This window comes from Aeromonas sp. QDB34 (assembly GCF_027705405.1).
Taxonomy (GTDB): Bacteria; Pseudomonadota; Gammaproteobacteria; order Enterobacterales; family Aeromonadaceae; genus Aeromonas; species Aeromonas hydrophila.
In genome coordinates, this window is sequence record NZ_JAPDBT010000003.1 from 141650 (window position 1) to 161274 (window position 19625).

At 61.7% G+C, this 19625-nt stretch carries 20 protein-coding genes; 6 read left to right on the forward strand and 14 right to left on the reverse strand.

Features of this window, described 5'->3' with window-relative positions:
- Positions 1-89 precede the first annotated feature (89 nt).
- Complete coding sequence (locus tag OKC29_RS06625; protein WP_073349587.1) at positions 90-527, forward strand: hypothetical protein; 438 nt, start codon at positions 90-92, stop codon at positions 525-527.
- Positions 528-813: 286 nt separating this feature from the next.
- On the opposite strand, the gene OKC29_RS06630 is transcribed toward OKC29_RS06625, so the two are convergent.
- The 6 genes from OKC29_RS06630 to OKC29_RS06655 form a co-directional block, all read right to left on the reverse strand.
- Complete coding sequence (locus OKC29_RS06630; RefSeq protein WP_011705396.1) at positions 814-1029, reverse strand: YdcH family protein; 216 nt, start codon at positions 1027-1029, stop codon at positions 814-816.
- Between the two features lie 286 nt (positions 1030-1315).
- Positions 1316-1906, reverse strand: coding sequence for a hypothetical protein (locus OKC29_RS06635; protein ID WP_011705397.1), 591 nt, complete (start codon positions 1904-1906; stop codon positions 1316-1318).
- Between the two features lie 11 nt (positions 1907-1917).
- Positions 1918-3264, reverse strand: coding sequence for an MATE family efflux transporter (locus OKC29_RS06640; protein WP_011705398.1), 1347 nt, complete (start codon positions 3262-3264; stop codon positions 1918-1920).
- 146 nt (positions 3265-3410) lie between these two features.
- Positions 3411-5234 carry a SulP family inorganic anion transporter gene (locus tag OKC29_RS06645; RefSeq protein ID WP_011705399.1) on the reverse strand — a complete coding sequence of 608 codons (1824 nt, stop codon included), beginning with the start codon at positions 5232-5234 and terminating at the stop codon, positions 3411-3413.
- Between the two features lie 70 nt (positions 5235-5304).
- Positions 5305-5925: a nucleotidyltransferase family protein gene (locus OKC29_RS06650; RefSeq protein ID WP_073349588.1), complete on the reverse strand. Its 621-nt coding sequence runs from the start codon at positions 5923-5925 to the stop codon at positions 5305-5307.
- Positions 5915-6172 (reverse strand): GNAT family N-acetyltransferase, encoded by a 258-nt coding sequence (locus tag OKC29_RS06655; protein ID WP_011705401.1) that lies wholly within the window; start codon positions 6170-6172, stop codon positions 5915-5917. Before OKC29_RS06655 ends, OKC29_RS06650 begins: the two co-directional genes overlap by 11 nt.
- A 134-nt stretch (positions 6173-6306) precedes the next feature.
- Between OKC29_RS06655 and cysM the strand changes: the two genes are divergently transcribed.
- Both cysM and OKC29_RS06665 read left to right on the forward strand, forming a co-directional pair.
- Positions 6307-7212 carry a cysteine synthase CysM gene (gene cysM / locus OKC29_RS06660; protein WP_073349589.1) on the forward strand — a complete coding sequence of 302 codons (906 nt, stop codon included), beginning with the start codon at positions 6307-6309 and terminating at the stop codon, positions 7210-7212.
- Between the two features lie 165 nt (positions 7213-7377).
- A complete protein-coding gene (locus OKC29_RS06665; RefSeq protein WP_073349590.1) occupies positions 7378-7659 on the forward strand; it encodes a hypothetical protein in 282 nt (93 codons plus the stop codon).
- A 33-nt stretch (positions 7660-7692) separates the two neighbouring features.
- Here the strand turns inward: OKC29_RS06665 and OKC29_RS06670 are convergent, their stop codons facing one another.
- The 4 genes from OKC29_RS06670 to OKC29_RS06685 are packed head-to-tail and all read right to left on the reverse strand — an operon-like array spanning position 7693 to position 11434.
- Positions 7693-8877, reverse strand: coding sequence for an iron-containing alcohol dehydrogenase (locus OKC29_RS06670; RefSeq protein ID WP_041216626.1), 1185 nt, complete (start codon positions 8875-8877; stop codon positions 7693-7695).
- A 17-nt stretch (positions 8878-8894) separates the two neighbouring features.
- Positions 8895-9410 (reverse strand): SCP2 sterol-binding domain-containing protein, encoded by a 516-nt coding sequence (locus OKC29_RS06675; protein ID WP_073349591.1) that lies wholly within the window; start codon positions 9408-9410, stop codon positions 8895-8897.
- Positions 9391-9993: a TetR/AcrR family transcriptional regulator gene (locus OKC29_RS06680; RefSeq protein WP_073349592.1), complete on the reverse strand. Its 603-nt coding sequence runs from the start codon at positions 9991-9993 to the stop codon at positions 9391-9393. Before OKC29_RS06680 ends, OKC29_RS06675 begins: the two co-directional genes overlap by 20 nt.
- Before the next feature lie 10 nt (positions 9994-10003).
- Positions 10004-11434, reverse strand: coding sequence for a coniferyl aldehyde dehydrogenase (locus tag OKC29_RS06685; protein WP_073349593.1), 1431 nt, complete (start codon positions 11432-11434; stop codon positions 10004-10006).
- 211 nt (positions 11435-11645) lie between these two features.
- On the opposite strand from OKC29_RS06685, the gene OKC29_RS06690 reads away from it, so the two are divergent.
- Entirely contained in the window at positions 11646-11939 is a 294-nt protein-coding gene (locus OKC29_RS06690) for a hypothetical protein (RefSeq protein ID WP_073349594.1), read from the forward strand.
- A gap of 58 nt (positions 11940-11997) precedes the next feature.
- On the opposite strand, the gene OKC29_RS06695 is transcribed toward OKC29_RS06690, so the two are convergent.
- Positions 11998-12447 carry a C40 family peptidase gene (locus tag OKC29_RS06695; RefSeq protein WP_011705408.1) on the reverse strand — a complete coding sequence of 150 codons (450 nt, stop codon included), beginning with the start codon at positions 12445-12447 and terminating at the stop codon, positions 11998-12000.
- A gap of 854 nt (positions 12448-13301) precedes the next feature.
- On the opposite strand from OKC29_RS06695, the gene ahh1 reads away from it, so the two are divergent.
- Positions 13302-15167, forward strand: coding sequence for a hemolysin Ahh1 (gene ahh1 / locus OKC29_RS06700; RefSeq protein WP_073349595.1), 1866 nt, complete (start codon positions 13302-13304; stop codon positions 15165-15167).
- Between the two features lie 66 nt (positions 15168-15233).
- Here the strand turns inward: ahh1 and OKC29_RS06705 are convergent, their stop codons facing one another.
- Positions 15234-16142, reverse strand: a complete 909-nt coding sequence (locus OKC29_RS06705) for a hydrogen peroxide-inducible genes activator (protein ID WP_011705410.1) — start codon at positions 16140-16142, stop codon at positions 15234-15236.
- A 146-nt stretch (positions 16143-16288) separates the two neighbouring features.
- Here OKC29_RS06705 and OKC29_RS06710 point away from each other — a divergent pair, with 146 nt between their 5' ends.
- Positions 16289-16891: a peroxiredoxin C gene (locus OKC29_RS06710; protein ID WP_005299113.1), complete on the forward strand. Its 603-nt coding sequence runs from the start codon at positions 16289-16291 to the stop codon at positions 16889-16891.
- Positions 16892-17114: 223 nt separating this feature from the next.
- On the opposite strand, the gene OKC29_RS06715 is transcribed toward OKC29_RS06710, so the two are convergent.
- Positions 17115-18080, reverse strand: coding sequence for an alpha-L-glutamate ligase-like protein (locus OKC29_RS06715; protein ID WP_011705412.1), 966 nt, complete (start codon positions 18078-18080; stop codon positions 17115-17117).
- Positions 18081-18083: 3 nt separating this feature from the next.
- Complete coding sequence (locus OKC29_RS06720) at positions 18084-19622, reverse strand: inactive transglutaminase family protein (protein ID WP_011705413.1); 1539 nt, start codon at positions 19620-19622, stop codon at positions 18084-18086.
- Between the last annotated feature and the right edge of the window lie 3 nt (positions 19623-19625).

A 19625-nucleotide genomic window follows, 5' to 3' on the forward strand; every position in this document is an offset into this window, starting at 1 on the left:
GCATTGAACTACGTACTAGGGACCGAGTAAACTGCTACAGTTATCTTATTTTTTCAGTTTGGAATCAATGCCAAATATCGGAGTGAAGGATGCGATTAGATGAAATCGATTGGATTTTTGTTGTAGCAGTAGTATGTGGTGCTATTGGCTCCGTTATTGGCCAAATTGAAATAATAATTGGTTCTGAGGCACTTACCTACTTTGTTCTTGCCTTGAAGATTCTATCTGCAGTTTTAAGTATTGCATTTGCTATTTTCAAGTTTTTGAGATTAAAACCATTCGAAGTTATTTTGACAGATAAAGATTTTTTGCCAGTTGATGATTATTTTACTCATGTCATAAAAAAATCTACCCATAAAAAGGGTACTTATCCATCGGTATATACAAGCCTTATTATGTCTGATGGGACAATTGGAAGTATTGATATATATGATGAGGTTGACACCGATGGAAACATTATTATCGCTCATTATGGTTCTGAGTTTGATCAAAAAAACAGAAAATTAAGAGTAGTGGTTAAAGTTTAATAGAATGAAAAGAGAACTCATGAATTACTTCCACAATTAAGGTTGTGGTTCGTTTGGATATCTCTAGGTGAGGCGCTTGGTTGGGGTGATATCAGAAGGTTTCAGGATGAATGTGGTTCTCCATATGAGAGCTGCACAACATAGGATACTACTGTGACCTGAGTGTTCCGTATATGTTAATTACGATTGGTGTAGACCAACTATCTAGTATTGTTGGCCAACAAAAAGCCCGGCGTCGGGCCGGGCTGGCAGGATAAGTTGCTTATCCAGGTATTCGTCGAGGCGTCTATTGTGGATGTTGTTTGAGGATGTCGTAGATCTCCTCTTTCAGTTTAAGTTTCTGTTTTTTCAGATCCTTCACCTCGGAGCTGTAGTCGCTGGCGTGATGCTTTTCCAACTTTCTAATCTCCACATCCAGGTCGTTGTGCAAGTCAAACTTCTTTTGGAAATGGACATCACTGCTCTTCAGTTGCGAGATGAGCTCTCTGTACTCTGGGAACATGTAATGCGGCCTCCTTGGTTTCGTTTGATTGTGCTTGCAAGACCAAACTACCGCGTCCCCCGCGAGATAAATGTGATCCGGCTCCAATTCGGGACCAATGATTTGCTGCATGGGAGGGGCGATTTTTAACTGTTTGAATCACAAGCTGATAAGGCTTTTATCGGTAAGCAGAGAGTCTGAAAAGTGCCGGATGGATCACAATTGTGACGGCCGGATGACAGCTTGTGGCCGCCAGGCGGGCAGCAAAAAGGGGCGCAGGGCCCCTTCTTGGTAACAGGTGCAGCGTTTACTCTTTTTTCTTTTTCTTCTCGGGCAGCGGCTTGCCATCGCGGGCGATCACCTTGCCCACCTCGAAGCCGATCTGCGCCGCCAGCTCTTCCAGATCCGCTGCCTTGGCTTCGTTGCCGATGGCGTACTGGTAGTTGGCGATGGTGATCTTCTCGGCCACCGGGGTACCCGGGACGATGGGCTCGCGCCAGCCTTGACCCACATGGGCCACCAGGGTGCCGTTCATGATGAGCTCGCCGACGATCTCCTGGGTGGGGATGCCCTTGCCGTAGGTGAGGCCCTGCGGGTGCTTCTTGCCGACCAGCGGCTCGGTGCTGGCGGGCATCAGCTTGGTGCGGATCAGCCACTTGGGCGATTTGGTCTTGCCCACCGCCTTGCCGGTCTGATACTCGTTGATCTTGATGGTCTTGATCATCTGGGCCATGAAGTCCTTGGTCAGCGCTTTTTGCGCTTCGCTGGTTTCATCGATGGCGATGGGGGCCACGTACCAGGTCTGGGCCGCCTGAGCCTTGGGGGCGGCGGGGGCGGTTTGCGCCATGGCGAGCGGGCTGAGCAGGATGGCCGCCAACAAGAGTCCTATCTTCTTCATTGTGATTCCGCTTATGTTTCAACAAGAATTTTGTTTTGCCAGCGACGACTGCGCCAGCGCCAGAACATGGCCAGACCGCGCACCCACTCGTCGCAGGCGAGCGCCAACCAGATACCGACCAGTCCATAACCCTGCATGATACCAAGGAAATAGGCCAGTGGAACGGCAATCCCCCACATGGAGACGAGCGCCATGTAGAGCGGGAAACGGGCGTCCCCGGTGGCGCGCAGGGCGTTGATCACCACCAGATTGAAGGTACGGCCGGGTTCCAGGATGAGGCTTATCAAGAACAGCTGCGCCACCTGGGTGATGATGTCGGCGTCATCGGTGAACAGGCTGATGATGGTGCGGCCGTTGAGGGCCGCCAGCAAGGCGATGAAGGCGGTGACGATGAGCCCCAGCTTCAGGCTTTTGAGCAATTGGCGGTAGGCCTGCTCGAAGCGGCGAGCCCCTGCCAGGTGGCCGATGATGATCTCGTTGCCAAGGCCGATGGAGAGGCCGAACAGCAGGATGAACAGGCAGATCTGGAAGAAGTAGGACTGGGTCGCCAGTGCCTTGTCGCCGAGCAGGCCGACGAAGGCGGTCACCACCATGAACTGCAGCATCCAGGAGAGGTTCTCGCCGGCGGCCGGCAGGCCGATGTGCAGCACCTTGCCCAGCATCAATCGGCTGGGTTTGACGATCTCGGGCAGGCGCAGCCGGATGCCGGTCTTGCGCGCAACCAGCCACACCAGCAGCACCACTCCGACGATGCGGCCCGCCACCGTGCTGATGGCGACCCCGGCCACCCCGAGCTGGGGCAGGCCGAACCAGCCGTAGAGCAGCAGCAGGTTGCCGACGAAGGTGATGAGGTTGACGATGAGGGTCACGTACATCGCCTGACGGGTGTGGCCGTGGGCGCGCAGGGTGGCAGCCAGGCAGAGGGCCGCCGCTTCCGGCAGCAGGCACAGGCCGATGATCTGCAGGTAGAGGGTGGCATCGCTCATCAGGTTGGCGGGCAGATTCATCAGCGCCAGCATGGTACTGGCCCCGGCGATGACGCCGACGGCGGCCACCAGCCCCACCAGCAGGTTGAAACCGATGGCGGTGTGGATGACGACGCGCGCCTTCTCCTTGTCACCGGCCCCCAGATACTGGGTGATCACCACGCTGGTGCCGATGCTGACGAAGCTGAACAAGGTGATGGCGAGATCGAACACCTGGTTGCCGACCGCGAGCGCCGCCACTCCCTGATAGGAGACGTGACCCACCATGAAGGTGTTGAGGGCCCCGGTCAGAAAGTGCAGGGCGAGATCGATAAACAGTGGCCAGGTCAGGGAGAAGAGGGTGCCCGGACCTGCGTGGGATTGAGTTTGCATGGGGTGTCCAAATACTGGGGATGGCCCTCGTCAGCGCCATCTGGACGGGCATTTAACACCAAGCGGGGGCGAGGCGCAATCGTGGCGGTGACCAAGCAGGGGAAGAGCGCGCGAGCCCTGCCTCCATGGGCAGGGCCTGCACTGGATCAGGCCGGGGTGGCGCCCGCCTCCTGCTCGCTTGGCAGGGTGAGGCGCGCCGAATCGGGCAGGGCGTCATCCTGGGGCCAGCGCGAGAGGATGGCCTCGGTGGTGCTTTCCACCACCTCGTCATCCTTGAACACCGGCTCGCGGTAGCAGCGGGTCATGCGCAGTGCCTGATACATGTCGGGGCAGAGGATGATCCCCTCGTCGCCGACCCGGATCCCGGCCTGCTTGAGCCACAGGCTCATCTGGCCGTGGCGGCCGGCCATCACCATGTGGATGCCGCGCCGTTTCAGATCCTTGTGCAGCTCCCCCAGCATGCTCATCACGCTGATGTCCTGATGGGTGAAGCAGGCCACCGCATCCACCACCAGGCATTTGGGGCTGTGGGGATCCTGCACCAGCAGCGCCAGCACCCGCCGCTTGAAGTAGGGGGCGTTGAAGTAGGTGAGCGGCGAGTTGAAGCGATAGACCAGGATGCCGGGAATGGCCTTGGCCTGCTCGTTGTCACCCAGGGTGCGTACGACCCCTTCGTCGTCCATGCCGAGCAACTGATCGGTGGGGCGCATCACGTTGCGCAGGAACTGGAACAACCCCAGCAGCACCGCGAGGGTGATGCCCGGAATAACCCCCATGGCCAGCACGCTGATGAAGGTGATGAGCGCCAGCCAGAAGGCGGAGCGATCGGAGTGGCGCAATGCCCACAGGCCGCGAAAGTCGGTGAGGGACAAAGACGCCATCACCAGCACCACGCCGAGGGCGGCGGTGGGGATGTATTGCAGCGGCGCCGTCAGGTAGAAGGTGACCAGGGCGATGACGGCGGCGGCTATGATGGAAACCAGCTGGCTCTTGCCGCCGTTGGCGTCGTTGACCGCGGTGCGCGAATCCGCGCCGCTGATGGCAAAGCCCTGGGAGGCTGCCGCCGCCAGGTTGGCCATGCCGAGGGCCCGAAACTCCTTGTCCGCATCGATCTCGTAGCCGTTCTTGGCGGCGAAGCTGCGGGCGGTCAGCATCATGGAGACGAAGCTCACCATGGCCAAGTTGAGCGCCGGCAGCACCAGTTCCCGCATCAGGCCGGGGGGAAACTCCGGCAGCTGGAAGGCGGGCAGGCCCGAGCCGATGGCGCCCAGGGTGGCGATGCCGAACTGGCCGAGATCGAGCGCCCACACCAGTCCCGCCGTCACCACCATGGCCACCATGGAGGAGGGCCAGGCCGGTTTGAAGCGCTTGGCTAGCAGCAGGGTGAGCAGGGCGGTCAGGCTCATGGCCAGGGTGGGCAGATGGGTCTGGGTGATGTAGCTGGCACCGCCGGCGATCCGCTCGATGAGGTAGCGCTCGCTGAAGGTGAAGCCGAAGATCTTGGAGAGCTGGCCCACCATGATAGTGATGGCCACCCCGTTGAGCAGCCCCATCAGGATCGGGCGGGAGAGAAAGTCCGCCAGCACCCCCAGCTTGAAGCGGCTGGCGATGAGGCACCAGAAGCCGGTCATGGCGGTCATGGTCATCACCAGCTGCCAGTGGCGGGTGGCGTCCCCGGCGGCGAGGGGGGTCACCACGGCGGCGATCACCGCGCAGGTGGCGGCGTCCGGGCCGACGATGAGCTGGCGGGAGGTGCCGAACAGGGCGTACACCAGCATGGGCAGGATACAGGAGTAGAGGCCGACCAGCGGCCCCACCCCGGCCAGCTCCGCATAGGCGATGGCCACGGGCAGGGCCACGGCGGCCACCGACAATCCAGCGCGCATATCCGGCATCAGCCAGGCCCGCTGGTATTGCAGCAGGGCGGCGAGGCCCGGTAGCCAGCGTTCGAGTGAGAAGAAGTCGCGCATTATTTAACCCATTGAGTTACAAACAGCTTTTCCTTAGTGTGCCCAAGGTTATCGAAACATTGCAATCAGGTTATGGCCAGTTCACTACCAGGTCAGGCCACAGCCGTTGCCACTCCTTGGCCTTGACCCGCTCGGTAAAGACCTGGCGCTCCTGGCGGCAGCGCGGGTTGGGATCCACCTGCAAGGACCAGTTGGGGGCAAAGCCGTAGGGGGCCAGCCACTCGAATGAATCGTCAGCCAGCAGCCGGACTCCGATGCAGGTGGGCACCTCCACCCAGTGGCTGAGGGCCGAGAGCGAGCTGGTGAAGGGGGGCACCAGCTGGCGCACATGCATGCGGGCCTGGTTGCGCACCTCCCACTGCTGGCCCGGCATTCTGGTGGCGAGCCAGGCTTCGTGTTCGGCCTCCGCCAACCCATCCGGGTCGGCGCTATCCAGATAGATAAGGTCGATGTCGTTGAGGGCGGTCGGCACCGCTTTGCGGTGCAGGTGATCCCAGATGAGGTTGCGGATAAAACCGGCCCCCAGCGCCCAGTCGGGCAGTGCCAGTTCACGGGCTGCCCGCAGGCAATCCATGCGCTGATCATCTGCCCGCAGCAGGGCTTCGGTCTGTGCCTGCAGGTTGGCTTCCTGGGCGCTCTGGCGAGTATGCGAAGCTGGCGTGCTGTGACGCGTCTGGGTGTCAGCCGGCATTGCGGCGCAACCAGACGTCGATGTAGCTGCAGCTCGGCACTATGGTGAGCCCTTCCGCCTGGGTCCAGCTGTAGAAGGTGCGCGCCAGCTGATCGGCGATCCCCTGTACCCTGAGCTCGGGCGGGACGAAGGTGCTGTAGGCGTCGATGGTCTTGGCGTCGAGCCGCCGGTAACGCAGCCTGGACTCCTTGCCATCCACCACACAGATGAATTGCTGCTGGTTGGCCTGATGAATGATCTCGCTCATGCTTGCTCCTCGGTACGGGGGATGGGGTTATCTGACCATGTTGGCGCCCCTTTGCCAACTGTTCGGGGTCGCTTACACTGCGAGCCCGGCCGGGTACATACCCGCTAGCCAAGGTATAGAACAGTTCACGAAGGATGGATCCCATTATGGCTTTTGCCACGCTGGAAGAGTTGATCGGCAATACCCCCCTGCTGGCGCTGCGTCGCATCAATCCCCACCCCGGTGTCACCCTGCTGGTCAAGCTGGAGGGCAACAACCCGGCCGGCTCGGTCAAGGACAGGCCGGCGCTGAACCTCATCAAGTGCGCGGAGGCGAGCGGTCACTTAGCGCCTGGGGCCCGCCTCATCGAGGCCACCTCCGGCAACACCGGCATCGCGCTGGCCATGGTGGCGGCGGCGCGGGGCTACCGGATGCGGCTCATCATGCCAAATACCATGAGCCAGGAGCGGCGCGATGCCATGCAGGCCTACGGCGCCGAGCTGGTGCTGGTGGAGGGCGGCATGGAGGCCGCGCGCGACCTCGCCCTGGCGATGCAGGCGCGGGGCGAGGGGCTGGTGCTCGATCAGTTCAACAACCCGGCCAACCCGGATGCCCATTACCTCTCCACCGGCCCCGAGATCTGGCGCCAGAGCGAGGGGGCGGTCACTCACTTCGTCTCGGCCATGGGCACCACGGGCACCATCATGGGGGTCTCCCGCTACCTCAAGGAGCAGAATCCGGCGGTGCAGGTGATCGGCCTGCAACCGGCCGAGGGGAGCCAGATCCCGGGGATCCGGCGCTGGCCTGCGGCCTATCTGCCGGCCATTTTCGAGCCTGCCCGGGTCGATCGGGTGCTGGACGTGACCCAGCAGGAGGCGCTTGTCATGATGCGCCGGCTGGCGCGGGAAGAGGGGATCTGCTGCGGGGTCAGCTCGGGGGGCGCCGTGGCCGGCGCCTTGCGGGTGGCGGCAGAGATCAAACAGGGGGTGGTGGTGGCCATCATCTGCGATCGGGGGGATCGCTACCTCTCCACCGGGGTGTTCAGCGACGAGCAAGGCTGAGTGCTTGCGTCAGCGCGATGATTAACGTGATATGTATCAACATCTTGCTGATACATTGCACTGTGTACCCCTTGTAACAATCAACACCGTTGGCAGGGTTGATTCCATTTGCCTCCTGTTTGACACTCGGCGCCCTTGGTTGACCGATGCAAACAGGAGCGTCCCATGATCTTGCCTTCCTCTCTTCGTTTTTCTCTGTTTGGCCTGTGTCTGGCCACGGCGGGTTGTACCGTCGAGCCCTATGCCTATCAGTGCGGCGACAAGCAGTGCTCGGTGATTGATCACCAGGGGCAGAAACACCAGCGGCCGCTGGACGAGGTGAAGCCCGTCTGGGAGCGCAAGCAGGAGCGGGAAGAGGCCGTGCGCCGCAACAAGGAGTCCATCTGGCGCGAAAAAGCGCCCGAGGAGCGCGGCAACTACGGCGCCGGCGCCACCATCAGCTGGTAACAGAAGGCCCCGCGATGCGGGGCCTCTGTCCGATTATTCCCAGGCCAGCTCGAGTAGGCCGAGCAGCTGGGTGCGGTCGGCATCCTTGCGGTTGTAGAGCAGGGCGCCGTCGTTGATGGCGAGATCGCGGATCTCGGGCAGCAGCGCCTTGTCGGTGACGCCGGCCTCGCGCAGGGTGCGCGGCAGCTTCACCGCCTGCCACAGGGTATCGCGCAGCGCCTGCAGCGCCTCGATGGCGGCCTGGGCCCGCGCGGCGGCCGGGGTCGCGGCAAAGCGCTCGGCCCCCACCAGCGGCAGCAACAGGCGGGCCAGCTCGGGATCGATGCCCGGCCGGTTGTAGTCGAGCACGGTGGGCAGGAAGAGGTTCATGCACAGGCCGTGAGGCAGGTGGCAGCGGGCCCCCAGGCTGTGGCCGAGGGCGTGCACCAGCCCCACCATGGAGTTGGAGAAGGCCATGCCCGCCAGGGTGGAGCCTTCCGCCAGCTGCAGCCGCAGCCGCTTGTCCTGCGGGTTGCTCAGTACCTGTGGCAAGGCGCTGGCGATCTTCTCCACCGCCATCAGGGCCAGGGCGTCGCTCACCGGGTTCTTGGCATTGCCGATGAAGGCCTCGATGGCGTGGGTCATGGCATCCATGGCGGTGGCCGCCGTGATGTTGAGCGGCAGCCCCTGGGTGAGGCGCGGATCCAGCACCGCCAGCTGGGGCAGCAGGAAGGGGGAGGTAAAGGGCACCTTGCGCCCGCTCGCCTCGTCCTTGATCACCGCTACCAGGGTTACCTCCGAGCCGGTGCCCGCCGTGGTGGGTACCACCGCCAGCGGTTGCAGCGGCCGAGTCAGGCAGCCGGCGCCGGCGTAATCGAGCAACCGCGTCCCCCCCATGGAGGCGAGAATGTTGACCGCCTTGGCGGTGTCGATGACGGAGCCGCCGCCCAGCGCCACCAGGCTGTCACAGCCAAGCTCCCGGTGACGGGCCGCAATCCGTTCCACCACGGCGGTGGAAGAGTCGGCCGGGATCTCGTCCCAGATGGCGGCCACCGGCAGTTCCCCTTCAGCCAGCACCCCGGCCAGCAGGGTGGCGAGGCCAGTGCCGCTGACCCCCTTGTCGGTGAGCAGCAGCGGCCTGCGCGCCCCCAATCCCGCCAGTTCGCCGGCCAGTTGCTCCAGCGCCTGCTCGCCCGCCATCAGTTTGACCGGGCAGAAAAAATCGTAATAGCGACTCATGGTGCTCATCCTCTCGTTCAGCCGGTCAACAGACCCAGGTAGATGTGGCAGGCGCGGCTCAGCTTGTGGCGCGGGTCAGGATAGTGGCGCAGCAGTGGCCGCGCGATGAAGGCGGGCAGGATCAGCGCCTGCAGCTGTTCCAGCGCCCGCACCAGGTGCATGGCGACGGTGAGATCCCCCTCCACCAGCAGACGGTTTTCGCTGAACGCCTGATTGACCCCGAGCCGAAAGCTGAGGGCGCGAAAGGCGATGGCGGGATGCTTGAAGCGCACCCGCAGCGTATGCAGCCCGCCGGTATCGGGCGCGGGGCCGCTCTGCCAGCGGCCGGCCGCCTTGTGGATGGTCAGGCCGTGGGTCATGCCGCTCACCTCCAGCCGGATGGTGAGCCCGTCCGGCAGGGGGGCGAGCTCCTGGCGTACCGCCTCGTCGATGCGGGCGGCGCGGCACAGGGTGCGGCCGATGATCCAGAGCAGGCAGCTGATCCAGAGCCGGCGACCCAGCGCCGCCAGGGAATCAAGGTGTCGGTTGTGCATAAGCGTGAACTTCCGAGATGGCGGACCAGAACAGGTCGAAGGCGCTGGCTTGCCAGTGGCCGTCCCGTCCCAGTTCAGGTTGGTCGACAAACAGCGAGGCGCAGGCCAGGAACTGGCCCTGGCACACCTCCAGCATCAGGGCCGGTGGAGCTTGCATCAATTCGCCGCTGGCCTGGCCCTGGGCCAGCAGGCGGGGTAGAAAACGCAGGGTGTCGCTCAGGATCTGGCTGCGCAGCGGGCGAGCCAGCAGGGGGGAGTGAAAGAAGCCCAGCACGAACTTGAGCTCGTGGGGGTGGGCCTGCATCCAGGCCATCGCCTGGCTCCAGTAGTGGCGCGCCTGCTCCTGGAGGGGCAGGGCGGCGTCGGCCTCGGTGATGGCGGCGCCAAGGCGCAGCTTGATGTCCTGGTAGAGGCTCTGGATCAGCACCTCCTTGCTGGGAAAGTGGTGAAACAGGGTGCCGTTGGCCACCCCGGCCGCCTTGGCGATGCGGGCGGTGGCGGCGCCCTGCAAGCCATCTTCGGCACAGAGGGCAAGGGCGGCATCCAGGATCTGGCGGCGCTTGTCGGTCACGGGTGTGTTCATGCTGGTCTCGTCAGCGCAAAAACAGGGCCATCATCAGCCGCTGGTGCCAGCGCCGATAGGGAGGGTGCACCATGGTGCCGGTGCTGAAGCGCCCCCGGCTCAGCACGGTCTTGGCCTTAGAGAAGGTGAGAAACCCCTCGTGGCCGTGGTAGTGGCCCATGCCGGAGGCACCGATGCCGCCAAAGGGCACATCGTCGGCCGCCACCTGGAACAAGCTGTCGTTGATGGCCATGCCGCCGGAGTGGGTCTCCCGGATCACCTTGTGCTGCAGGGCGGGATCCAGGCTCATCAGGTAGAAGGCGAGTGGGCGGGGCCGCGCGGCTATGTAGGCGAGTGCCTCGTCCAGCGAGTCATAGGGCACGATCGGCAGCAGCGGGCCGAAAATCTCCTGTTGCATCAGCTGGCAGTGGTTTGGTACCTCGGTCAGCAGATGGGGCAGCAGGCGGTGGGCGCCATCGTCCCGGGCCGGGCTGCCACAGGGGTGTATCTGGGCGCCAGCCCGCTCGGCTTCGGCCAGCCAGCTGGTGAGCCGTTCATACTGGCGGCCATTGATGATGGAGCCGTAATCTGCGCTGGCCAGCCCCTGGGGATAGAGGCGGGCGAAGTGATCGCGATAGGCCTCGACAAAGGCCTGCTCCTGACCGCGCGGCAGCAGCACATAGTCGGGGGCGACGCAGATCTGGCCGGCGTTGAGGCTCTTGCCGAAGATCATCCGCTCCACCGCCAGCGCCAGCGGCATGTCGGGGGCGATGAGACAGGGGCTCTTGCCGCCGAGCTCCAGAGTGAGCGGGGTGAGCTGGGGGGCCGCCGCAGCCATCACCAGCCGGCCCACGGCGGTGGAGCCGGTAAACAGCAGGTGATCGAAGGGCAGGGCGCTGAAGGCGGCCGCCACCTGGGCGTCGCCTTCAATCACCATCACCTCGCGCTCGTCGAAGACGCCGTCCAGCAGTTCGCGCAGCACCCGGTTGGTGTGCGGGGTGAATTCGGAGAGCTTCAGCATGGCGCGGTTGCCGGCGGCGATGGCGCTGATGAGGGGGCCCAGGCTCAGCATCACCGGGAAGTTCCATGGCACTATGATGCCGACCACCCCGAGCGGCTGATAGAACACCTCCACCCGGGCCGGTGCCAGCAGCAGGCCGGTGTGGCGGCGGTGCGGGCGCATCCAGCGCTTGATCCGTTTCTGGGTGTAGTTGATCTGCATGACGCAGGGGAGGATGTCGGCAATCATGCTGTCGTAGTCGCTGCGCTGGCCATAGTCTTTGGCCAAGGCATCGCACAGCGGCTGCTTGTGGGCGATCAGGGCCCGCTTGAGCTGGCTGAGGTGGGCTCTGCGCTCGCTCAGGCTCGGCATGGGATGTTGCTGACAGGCTTCTCTGAGTCTGGCCAGTCTGGCCGGGAGCGACAGCTTGTCGATGGCCTCCTGCAACTGCATCGCTTCCATGGCATACCCCGCTGGTTAGGGACCGACTGATTGGTCGGTCTAAATCTAGCGTCTTGTTAACTGGCTGTAAAGTTTTGCCCGTTGGCTTAGGATGGGGCGCGGATGACTCACCCGGCGACTGTGCTGGCCTCCACACTTTCGTGGATTTGGGGTTGGTGAATTATCCAATAAGGGGTAGTTTTTGGCTATCAACCGACAAGGAGAGAGTGTGATGACCAGGGAACTGAACAGCTTGTTGGCCCGCCTGGAAGATGTGGTCGAGCGGATGCCGGATTGCTTCAACACCTATGAATTTGCCCAGAAGCTGGCGCTGCAGCATCAGCGCGAGTTTTTTGCCGCGGGTCACTCCCTGGCCGAACAGGAGGGGCGCCTGCTGCGGGTGCTGCACGAGAAGATTGCCGAGGCCCTGGCCGGCAGTGACAAGGTGATCGAAGGGGCGCTGTTGCCCTGCATGACCCCCTGGGGTGAGCGGGCCACCTCGCCGCGCTGGCATCGCAAGCACTGAGCCATCCGTTGAATCAACAACAACAGGGCCCGTCGCGGGCCCTGTTGTTTTGTGGTGGTCACTGGGTGAGGCGGCGCGCCTGCCAGTAGCGGCTGTTCCAGTAGACGTTGTCGAGGCGCGAGCGGATCACCCCCTTGCTGGTGGAGGCGTGGATGAACTCCCCACCGCCGGTGTAGACGCCGACGTGGTATTGCTGCCAGCCGGTTTTGAAGAAGACCAGATCGCCGTGCTGCAGCCGGTAGCGATCGACCGGCCGGCCCAGGTTGGCCTGGGATTCGGTGGTTCTGGGCAGGTTGAAGCCCATCACCTGCTGGTAGGCGAGCTGGGTGAAGGCGGAGCAGTCGAGGCCGGCCCGATCCGAGCCGCCCATGCGATAGGGCACGCCGCGCCACTGCTGATAGAAGCCTTCAAAGGCGCTGCTCTGCTGGCGTGGCGGGGCAGGCTCGGGTGTGCTGGAACAGGCGGCCAGCAACAGGGCCAGCAGGGGTAGCAGCCATTTGCAATCCATGGGGGCTCCTTCGAGACGACAACGTCTCCATCATAAACGGGGTTCGGGGCTCGAACATAGCCTTGCTTGCAAGAAACAGCCTCTGGCTACCTCAAAAGAGGCGAAAATGCAGAGGGTTATAATATTGTTTGTATTCATTTGAATAATATTTGGTGATTATCTTGAATGAGTATTTCAATATTAAAGTAGTTATTCCAATCAGCCCTGTCATGAAATGATAATTAACCTTGTTGACGCCGCCCCGTGATCTGTGTCACGTTCTGTATCAGGGTTAATTCGTTATGATGGCGCCATCAAATAAATGGCAAGGGACCCCGCCATTTTCACCGCCAATATGATGGCAGCACCACAAGATATCTCTGGGTATATTCCCGCAACTGGTTCACATAATAATATTCGGCCAATGACTGGCGTCGGCTGACAATATCACCAGACAGAGGAGGGCCATCCCATGATATCCGGTCCATAGCAGTGAGTGTTCCCTCGCACCAGAGAGCCAGCGGTATCAGGCTGTCGCACCATCGTTCAGGCCGATGGGCGCTACCGCCAAGCCAACGGACACTGTGCGAGATGCAAGGCGCAGTCAGGCGACCTTGAGGGAAGATTGCCATCAGAGCACGACTCCCGTGTAATAGCATCGGCGCATGCCGAATCATCCACCTTAGATCGCATCGCGATCCTTGTTCTGTCAACAATAAATGCATTCGCCGCCACGCTTTTAATTCACGGCGAAAATAATGAATGTCATGACAGGCAAGCAGAATAACGCCCCGAAATATAACCGTGAATAATATGGTTATGCCGTATTCGTTCATTGTTTAAATAGCTTGGCGTTATTCGACAAGGAGATAACAATGAAAAACAAAAAACCACGCAAATTCATCACGCAAGCCCCCACTCTCAGTCTGCTCGCGCTGGCCTTGTTGGCAGGCAGCGTGCAAGCCGAAGATATTGGCGAGCGTACCGACCAGGGCACCGCCATGCTGGCCAGCCTGCAATCCGAACAGGGTCTGATTTACCTCAATGCCGACGTCTGGCTGAAGGGGCAGGGGGCGACGCCGCTCATGACCCGGGATCAGCTGCGCGAGCGGGTGCTGGCACGGGGCAAGCGTCTGTTCATCGATTTCAGCGCCGTCACCGACAAGATTGAGCGGCAACAGGCCAGAAAGGCCATGGAGCAGCTGGCCGGCATCTCTTTTGATGCAGACTGGGTGCTGGTGTCCGGCTACAAGGGGGAGCTGCTGTTCACCCCGCTGGGGGGTGTCGATGACCCGGCCTTCTATCAGGTGATGGAGCGGGTCGAGAGCCTGGAAGGGCAGGGCAAGCGCCACAAGCGCTCCCTGACCCAGCCGCCCGCCGCCGAGGCCGGCCTGCCTCACGTGGCCTTCTACCTCAACGTCAACCGCAAGATCAGCGATGCCGAGTGTACCTTCCCGCGTTCGCGCACCTGGAGCCGGGGCGACCGGCTGTTCTGCGATTCGCCGAACATCTCGCTGGTCTACCGGGTCAACCTGGAGCGCTCCCTGCAATTTGGCAACACCGGCTCCGCCACGCCGGATGCCAAGATAGTGCGGATCTCGCTGGACGAAGAGTCGGCCGGTGCTGGCATCCAGCTCAACGAGGATCTGAGCTGGAGCGAGAACATCGCGGACTACCTGCTGCTGGATGGCTGGGCCCGCGACTATGCCACCGATGCCATCGCCCAGGATTACCGCTTCAGCATCGAGGCGTCCAACACCAAGGCGGCGGTGCTCAAGAGCCTGCCGACCAACCTCAACAGCAAGTACGAGCATCGCGAGATCTCGGGCTTCGAGGTAGGGGTTACCGGCGGGGTCGAGGTGAACAAGGATGGGCCCAAGGCCAAGCTGGAGGCGTCGGCCAAGTTCAGCCAGCAGCGTCAGCTCGCCTACAACACCCAGGATTACCGGGTCGAACGCTCGGCGCCGAGCGCCCAGAAGGTGAGTTTCAGCTGGGTGCGCGATCAATACGCGACCGCAGAGTCCCTGCTCTCTTCCAAGACGGCCACCGTCTGGGGCATGGGGTACGACGTGGATCACAACCGCATCCAGCCGCTGAGCTACAAGGGATTCGTGCCGAATCTGGACGTCATCTACAAGGCGGCACCGGACGAGACGGACAGTACCGAGTTCAAGATCGACTCCTCGGTCAACATCCGCCCCATCTACACCGGCATCTACAAGCACTACTACGTGGTGGGGGCCCATGTCTCCTTCCAGGGCTTTGAAGATACCGACAAGCGCAGACGGGTGACGGCGTCCACCAGCTTCAAGGTGGACTGGAACCACCCGGTGTTTACCGGTGGCCGCCCGGTCAACCTGCAGCTGGGGGGCTTTGACAACCGTTGCCTGAGCGCGGATGCCAACCATGGTCTGAGCGCGGTGACCTGTGACGAGACCTCGGCCGCCCAGTCCTTCATCTATGACCAGTACGGCCGCTATGTCAGCGCGCAGGATACCCGCCGCTGCCTGGACGGCAACAACCTTGGCCAGTTGCAGAGCTGCAGCCTGAGCCTGGGTCAGCGCTGGGAGTGGAAAGCGGACAGCGATGCGCTCAGCAACCTGAGTGCCCACCAACTGCTGGGTCATGACAAGCAGAGCGGTGCGCTGGGGCTCTACGACGAGAACGGCAACCCGCAGAATGTGAGCGTACGGACCCTGACCTCCTACACCCGCATCTTCGGGCCACCGGCCAGCCACTGACAGAGCAGGGCCTTGCGCCCAAGACAACAACGCCGGCAAGTGCCGGCGTTTTTTATGGATGGTGGATCAGGCCTTGTTCTCGATGAGCGGGGCGAGCAGCTCCGCCAGCTTGTAGAAGGTCTGTACCCGGGTGGTGCTGGGGCGCCACACCAGCCCTATCTCACGGTAGGGGTGCTCTCCCGGCAGCGGAATGGCCACCAGATCCGTGTTGTCGAGGATGCCGGCATCGATGGCCATCTGCGGCAGGAAGGTGGTGCCGAGCCCGGCGCCGACCATCTGCACCAGAGTGTGCAGGCTGGTGGCGGCAAACGGGTTGATCTTGCTCTTGTCCCGCAGCCGGCAGGCGCTCACAGCGTGTTCGGTGAGGCAGTGCTCCCGCTCCAGCAGGAAGATGCTCTGGTTGGGCAGCTCCTTGTAGTCGAACGGGGTGTGCAGGCTGGCCGCCATGCTGGCGGGCATCACCATGTGGAAGGGATCCTGGCCGACCGTCTTGCAGTGAAAGCCGCCGATCTCCACCGGCAGCGCCAGGATCAGCAGGTCGAGCTGACCCTGCTCCAGCTGCTTGAGCAGGTTGGTGGTGGTGTCTTCACGCAGCAACAATTCCAGCTCAGGATAGGTCTTGCCGCACACCTGCAGCAGCTTGCTGAGCAGGAAGGGGGCGATGGTGGGAATGCAGCCCAGGCGCACCGTGCCGTGCATGACCCCCCCTTGATGCTGGCCGAGTTCCATCAGATCCCGTGCATCGGAGAGCAAATTGCGAGCTCGCTCGACGATTTCCATGCCGACCGGGGTCATAATGAAGCTCTTGTGGTCCCGTTCCACCAGTTGCAGGTTCATCATGTCCTCCAGCGTCTGGATCCCGGTACTCAGGGTCGACTGGCTGACATGACAGGCCTTGGCGGCGCGGTTGAAGTTCTTGTGCTCGTCGAGAGCAACCAGATATTGCAGCTGTTTCAGGCTGGGCCAACGTTGCATAGGAAAACCCGATTAATGCTATCTATTTAATTTGATTTAACTAATCTACCATCGGGGCTATAGTTTGTCGCTTTAATTAGACGGACTTGGCTCTAGGTAGCCTGATCCTGACAGGATTGTTCACTCCACATAAAGAGGAATTGAATATGGTATTGGTAGGCCGTCCCGCACCCGATTTCACCGCTGCTGCCGTTCTGGGCAATGGCCAGATCGTTGACTCCTTCAACCTGGCATCCCACATCAAGGGCAAGGCAGCCGTCCTGTTCTTCTATCCGCTCGATTTCACCTTCGTCTGCCCGTCCGAGCTGATTGCCTTCGATCACCGTCTGGAAGAGTTCAACAAGCGTGGCGTGGAAGTGATCGGTGTCTCCATCGACTCCGAGTTCTCCCACAACGCCTGGCGCAACACCAAGATCGAAGACGGCGGCATCGGCCCGGTCAAGTACCCGCTGGTTGCCGACATCAAGCACGAGATCTGCAAAGCCTATGACGTCGAGCACCCGGAAGCCGGTGTTGCATTCCGTGGCTCCTTCCTGATCGACAAAAACGGTGTCGTTCGTCACCAGGTTGTCAACGATCTGCCGCTGGGCCGCAACATCGACGAGATGCTGCGCATGGTCGACGCCCTGCAGTTCCACGAAGAGCACGGCGAAGTGTGCCCGGCTCAGTGGGAGAAAGGCAAAAAAGGCATGACCGCCTCTCCGGACGGCGTTGCCAAGTACCTGTCCGAGAACGCTGCTTCCCTGTAATCGGGCCAGCAAACCGGATAGTGAAAAACCGATGCCCAGGCATCGGTTTTTTTATGGCCGTTATTCGGCACTCTCGTTTCGCAACGGTGTCCAGCAACCCTTGTTCAGCAACTCTTGTCCAGAAACCCTTGCTCAGCAGGACTGCAGTTGCCGGCAGATTGCCGATAAACGGCAGGCATAAAAAAGCGCGCCCTTTGGCGCGCTTTTGTCATGGATGGCCGGACTACTCGTCAAAGATACCGAAGTGATCCTTGGCGAAGTTGACCCGCTGCTCCACGTTCATCTTCACCTGGCCCAGCTTCTCGATGGTCTTGAGGTTGGGCACCAGACCGCGGCCGTTGGCGATCTGGATGGCGAGGCCCGGGCGGGCGTTGAGCTCCAGCAGCATGGGGCCGCGGAACTTGTCCAGCACCATATCGGTGCCGATGTAGCCCAGGCCCGACATCTCGTAGCAGGAGGCAGCCAGGGTCAGCAGGGTGTCCCAGTGGGGCACCTTGAGCTCATAGAGGTCGAGGCCGGTGTCCGGGTGGTGGCGCAGCGGATTGCCGAACTGTACCGCCCGCAGCGCACGGCCGGTACGCAGGCACAGACCCACCCCCACGGCGCCCTGGTGCAGGTTCGCCTTGCCGTCGGACGCAGCGGTGGAGAGGCGCATCATGGCCATCACCGGGAAGCCCTTGAAGATGATCACCCGGGCATCGGGGACCCCTTCGAACGAGTAGCCGTCGAACACGTCATCGAAGTTGATGAGGCCTTCCACCAGCGCAACGTCGGGCTTGCCGCCCAGCGAATAGAGCCCGGCCAGGATGTTGGAGACATGGCGTTCCAGGTCCTGCCCGTTGGAGGCGCTGCCATTGGGCTTGTAGAACAGGCCCTCTTCCTGGCGCAGGATCACCAGGATCCCCTTGCCGCCGGAGCCGCGTGCCGGCTTGATGCAGAAGCCCGGCCAATCCTTCACCAGCTCGGTGATGCGGCTCACGTCGTGCTGGGCACGAATGGTACCGATCAGTTCCGGTACCGTGACGCCGGCATCCAGCGCGATGCGCTTGGTCTGCAGCTTGTCATCCACCAGCGGATAGAGGCTGCGCGGATTGTAGCGGCTGATGTAGGAGTGGTTGCGCTTGTTCATGCCGAGGATGCCTGATTGGGACAGGCTCCACGGGGTGGTGTACTTTTCCCAGAACCACATCTGTTACTTGTCCTTACCCGGAGTGGCACCCGATTTGATCTCGTCCACCAGCGGCTTGAAGCGCTTGAGCTCGCTCAGCTTGTAGCCGGTGTAGTTACCCATCAACAGCACGGTTGCCATCAGCACCAGCTGCAGGCCGAGGAAGTTGAAGGTGAGGTGACGGATCAGTTCGTTATCCATGGCCAGATAGGCGATGACGGCCACCAGCAGGGAGCCGCCACCCTGGCGGAACACCTCTTTCGGACCCTCTTCTTCCCACAGGATGGACATCCGCTCGATGGTCCAGGAGAGGATGATCATCGGGAAGAAGGTGATCTTCATGCCGTCGGTCAGCCCCAGCTTGAAGGCGAACGCGGAGAAGATGCCGATCATCGAGATCACCATGATGATGATGGCCGATATTCGGGCGACCAGCAGCAGGTTGAGCCGCGACAGGTAGGAGCGGATCACCAGACCGGTGCCGACGATCAGCAGGAAACCGATGAGACCGGTGACCAGGGAGGTCTGGATGAAGGCGACCGCGATCAGCACCGGCATGAAGGTGCCCGAGGTCTTGATCCCCACCAGTACCCGCAGGAACACCACCATCAGCACGCCGATGGGGATCAGCAGCAAGCCCTTGAACAGGGTCTGCTCTTCCAGCGGCAGGCTGTGGATGGAGAAGTTCATCATCTCCGATTTTTCAAACTTCTGGGCCAGGGCCACGCTGACCGGCTGTTCCTGCTCGATCATCGAGAAGCTGACGCGGGAGTTGTGACCACCGGTCACGTCCAGCAGGGCGCCGGAGTTGTATTCCCACAGCAGCAGGTTGGCAGGGCGGCCCTGCTCACCAGTCTGCGGGTTGAACAGCTTGTAGTCGGTCGGGCTGTTGAACACCTGCAGGTAATCCACCAGCTCCTGACGACGGCGGCCATCTTCCAGGCTCAGGGCGTGAACGACACGGGTCGGCACGTCGGCGTTGTTGAGCAGCTCGGCGATCAGGTTGGCGCGGCTCTTGTGCTTCTTCAGCAGTTCGGCGTTCTGCTCCTGCTTCTCGATCTCCTTGATGATCTCGCGAGTCAGGGTGTAGCCGTCGGCGGAGCGCTCCTGGGCACGTTCCAGGATCTGCTTCATGGCGGTGGCGTAGGGCTCGCTCTCAATCTGCTTCTCGATGGCCGGCGGCAGCGGGTTGGCGGCCGGTTTGGCATGGGCATCGGCCATCATGTCGACGCGGTAGTAGAGCTCCTGACGACCGGAGGCGCTGCGGATGGACCACTCGGCGCGGGCATCGCCATCCTTCTCGACGAAGGAGAGGCCGTAGCCCGGGCTCGCGGCGTTCTCGTTCATCAGGGTGAAACCGGGCTGGGTGCCCGGAATGGCCAGAGAGGCGATCACCGGCTCGCCGGTGGCCTCGAATTCCAGCTTGGCTTCGATGGACCAGATCTGGCGTTTTTCACCCGGCGTGAGCGGTACGTCCAGCGCGATGTGGTGATAGAACGTCATCCCCAGGCCGACAATGTACAGCAGGGCTACCAGCAAATAGAACGGCTTACGGGAAACCATGGA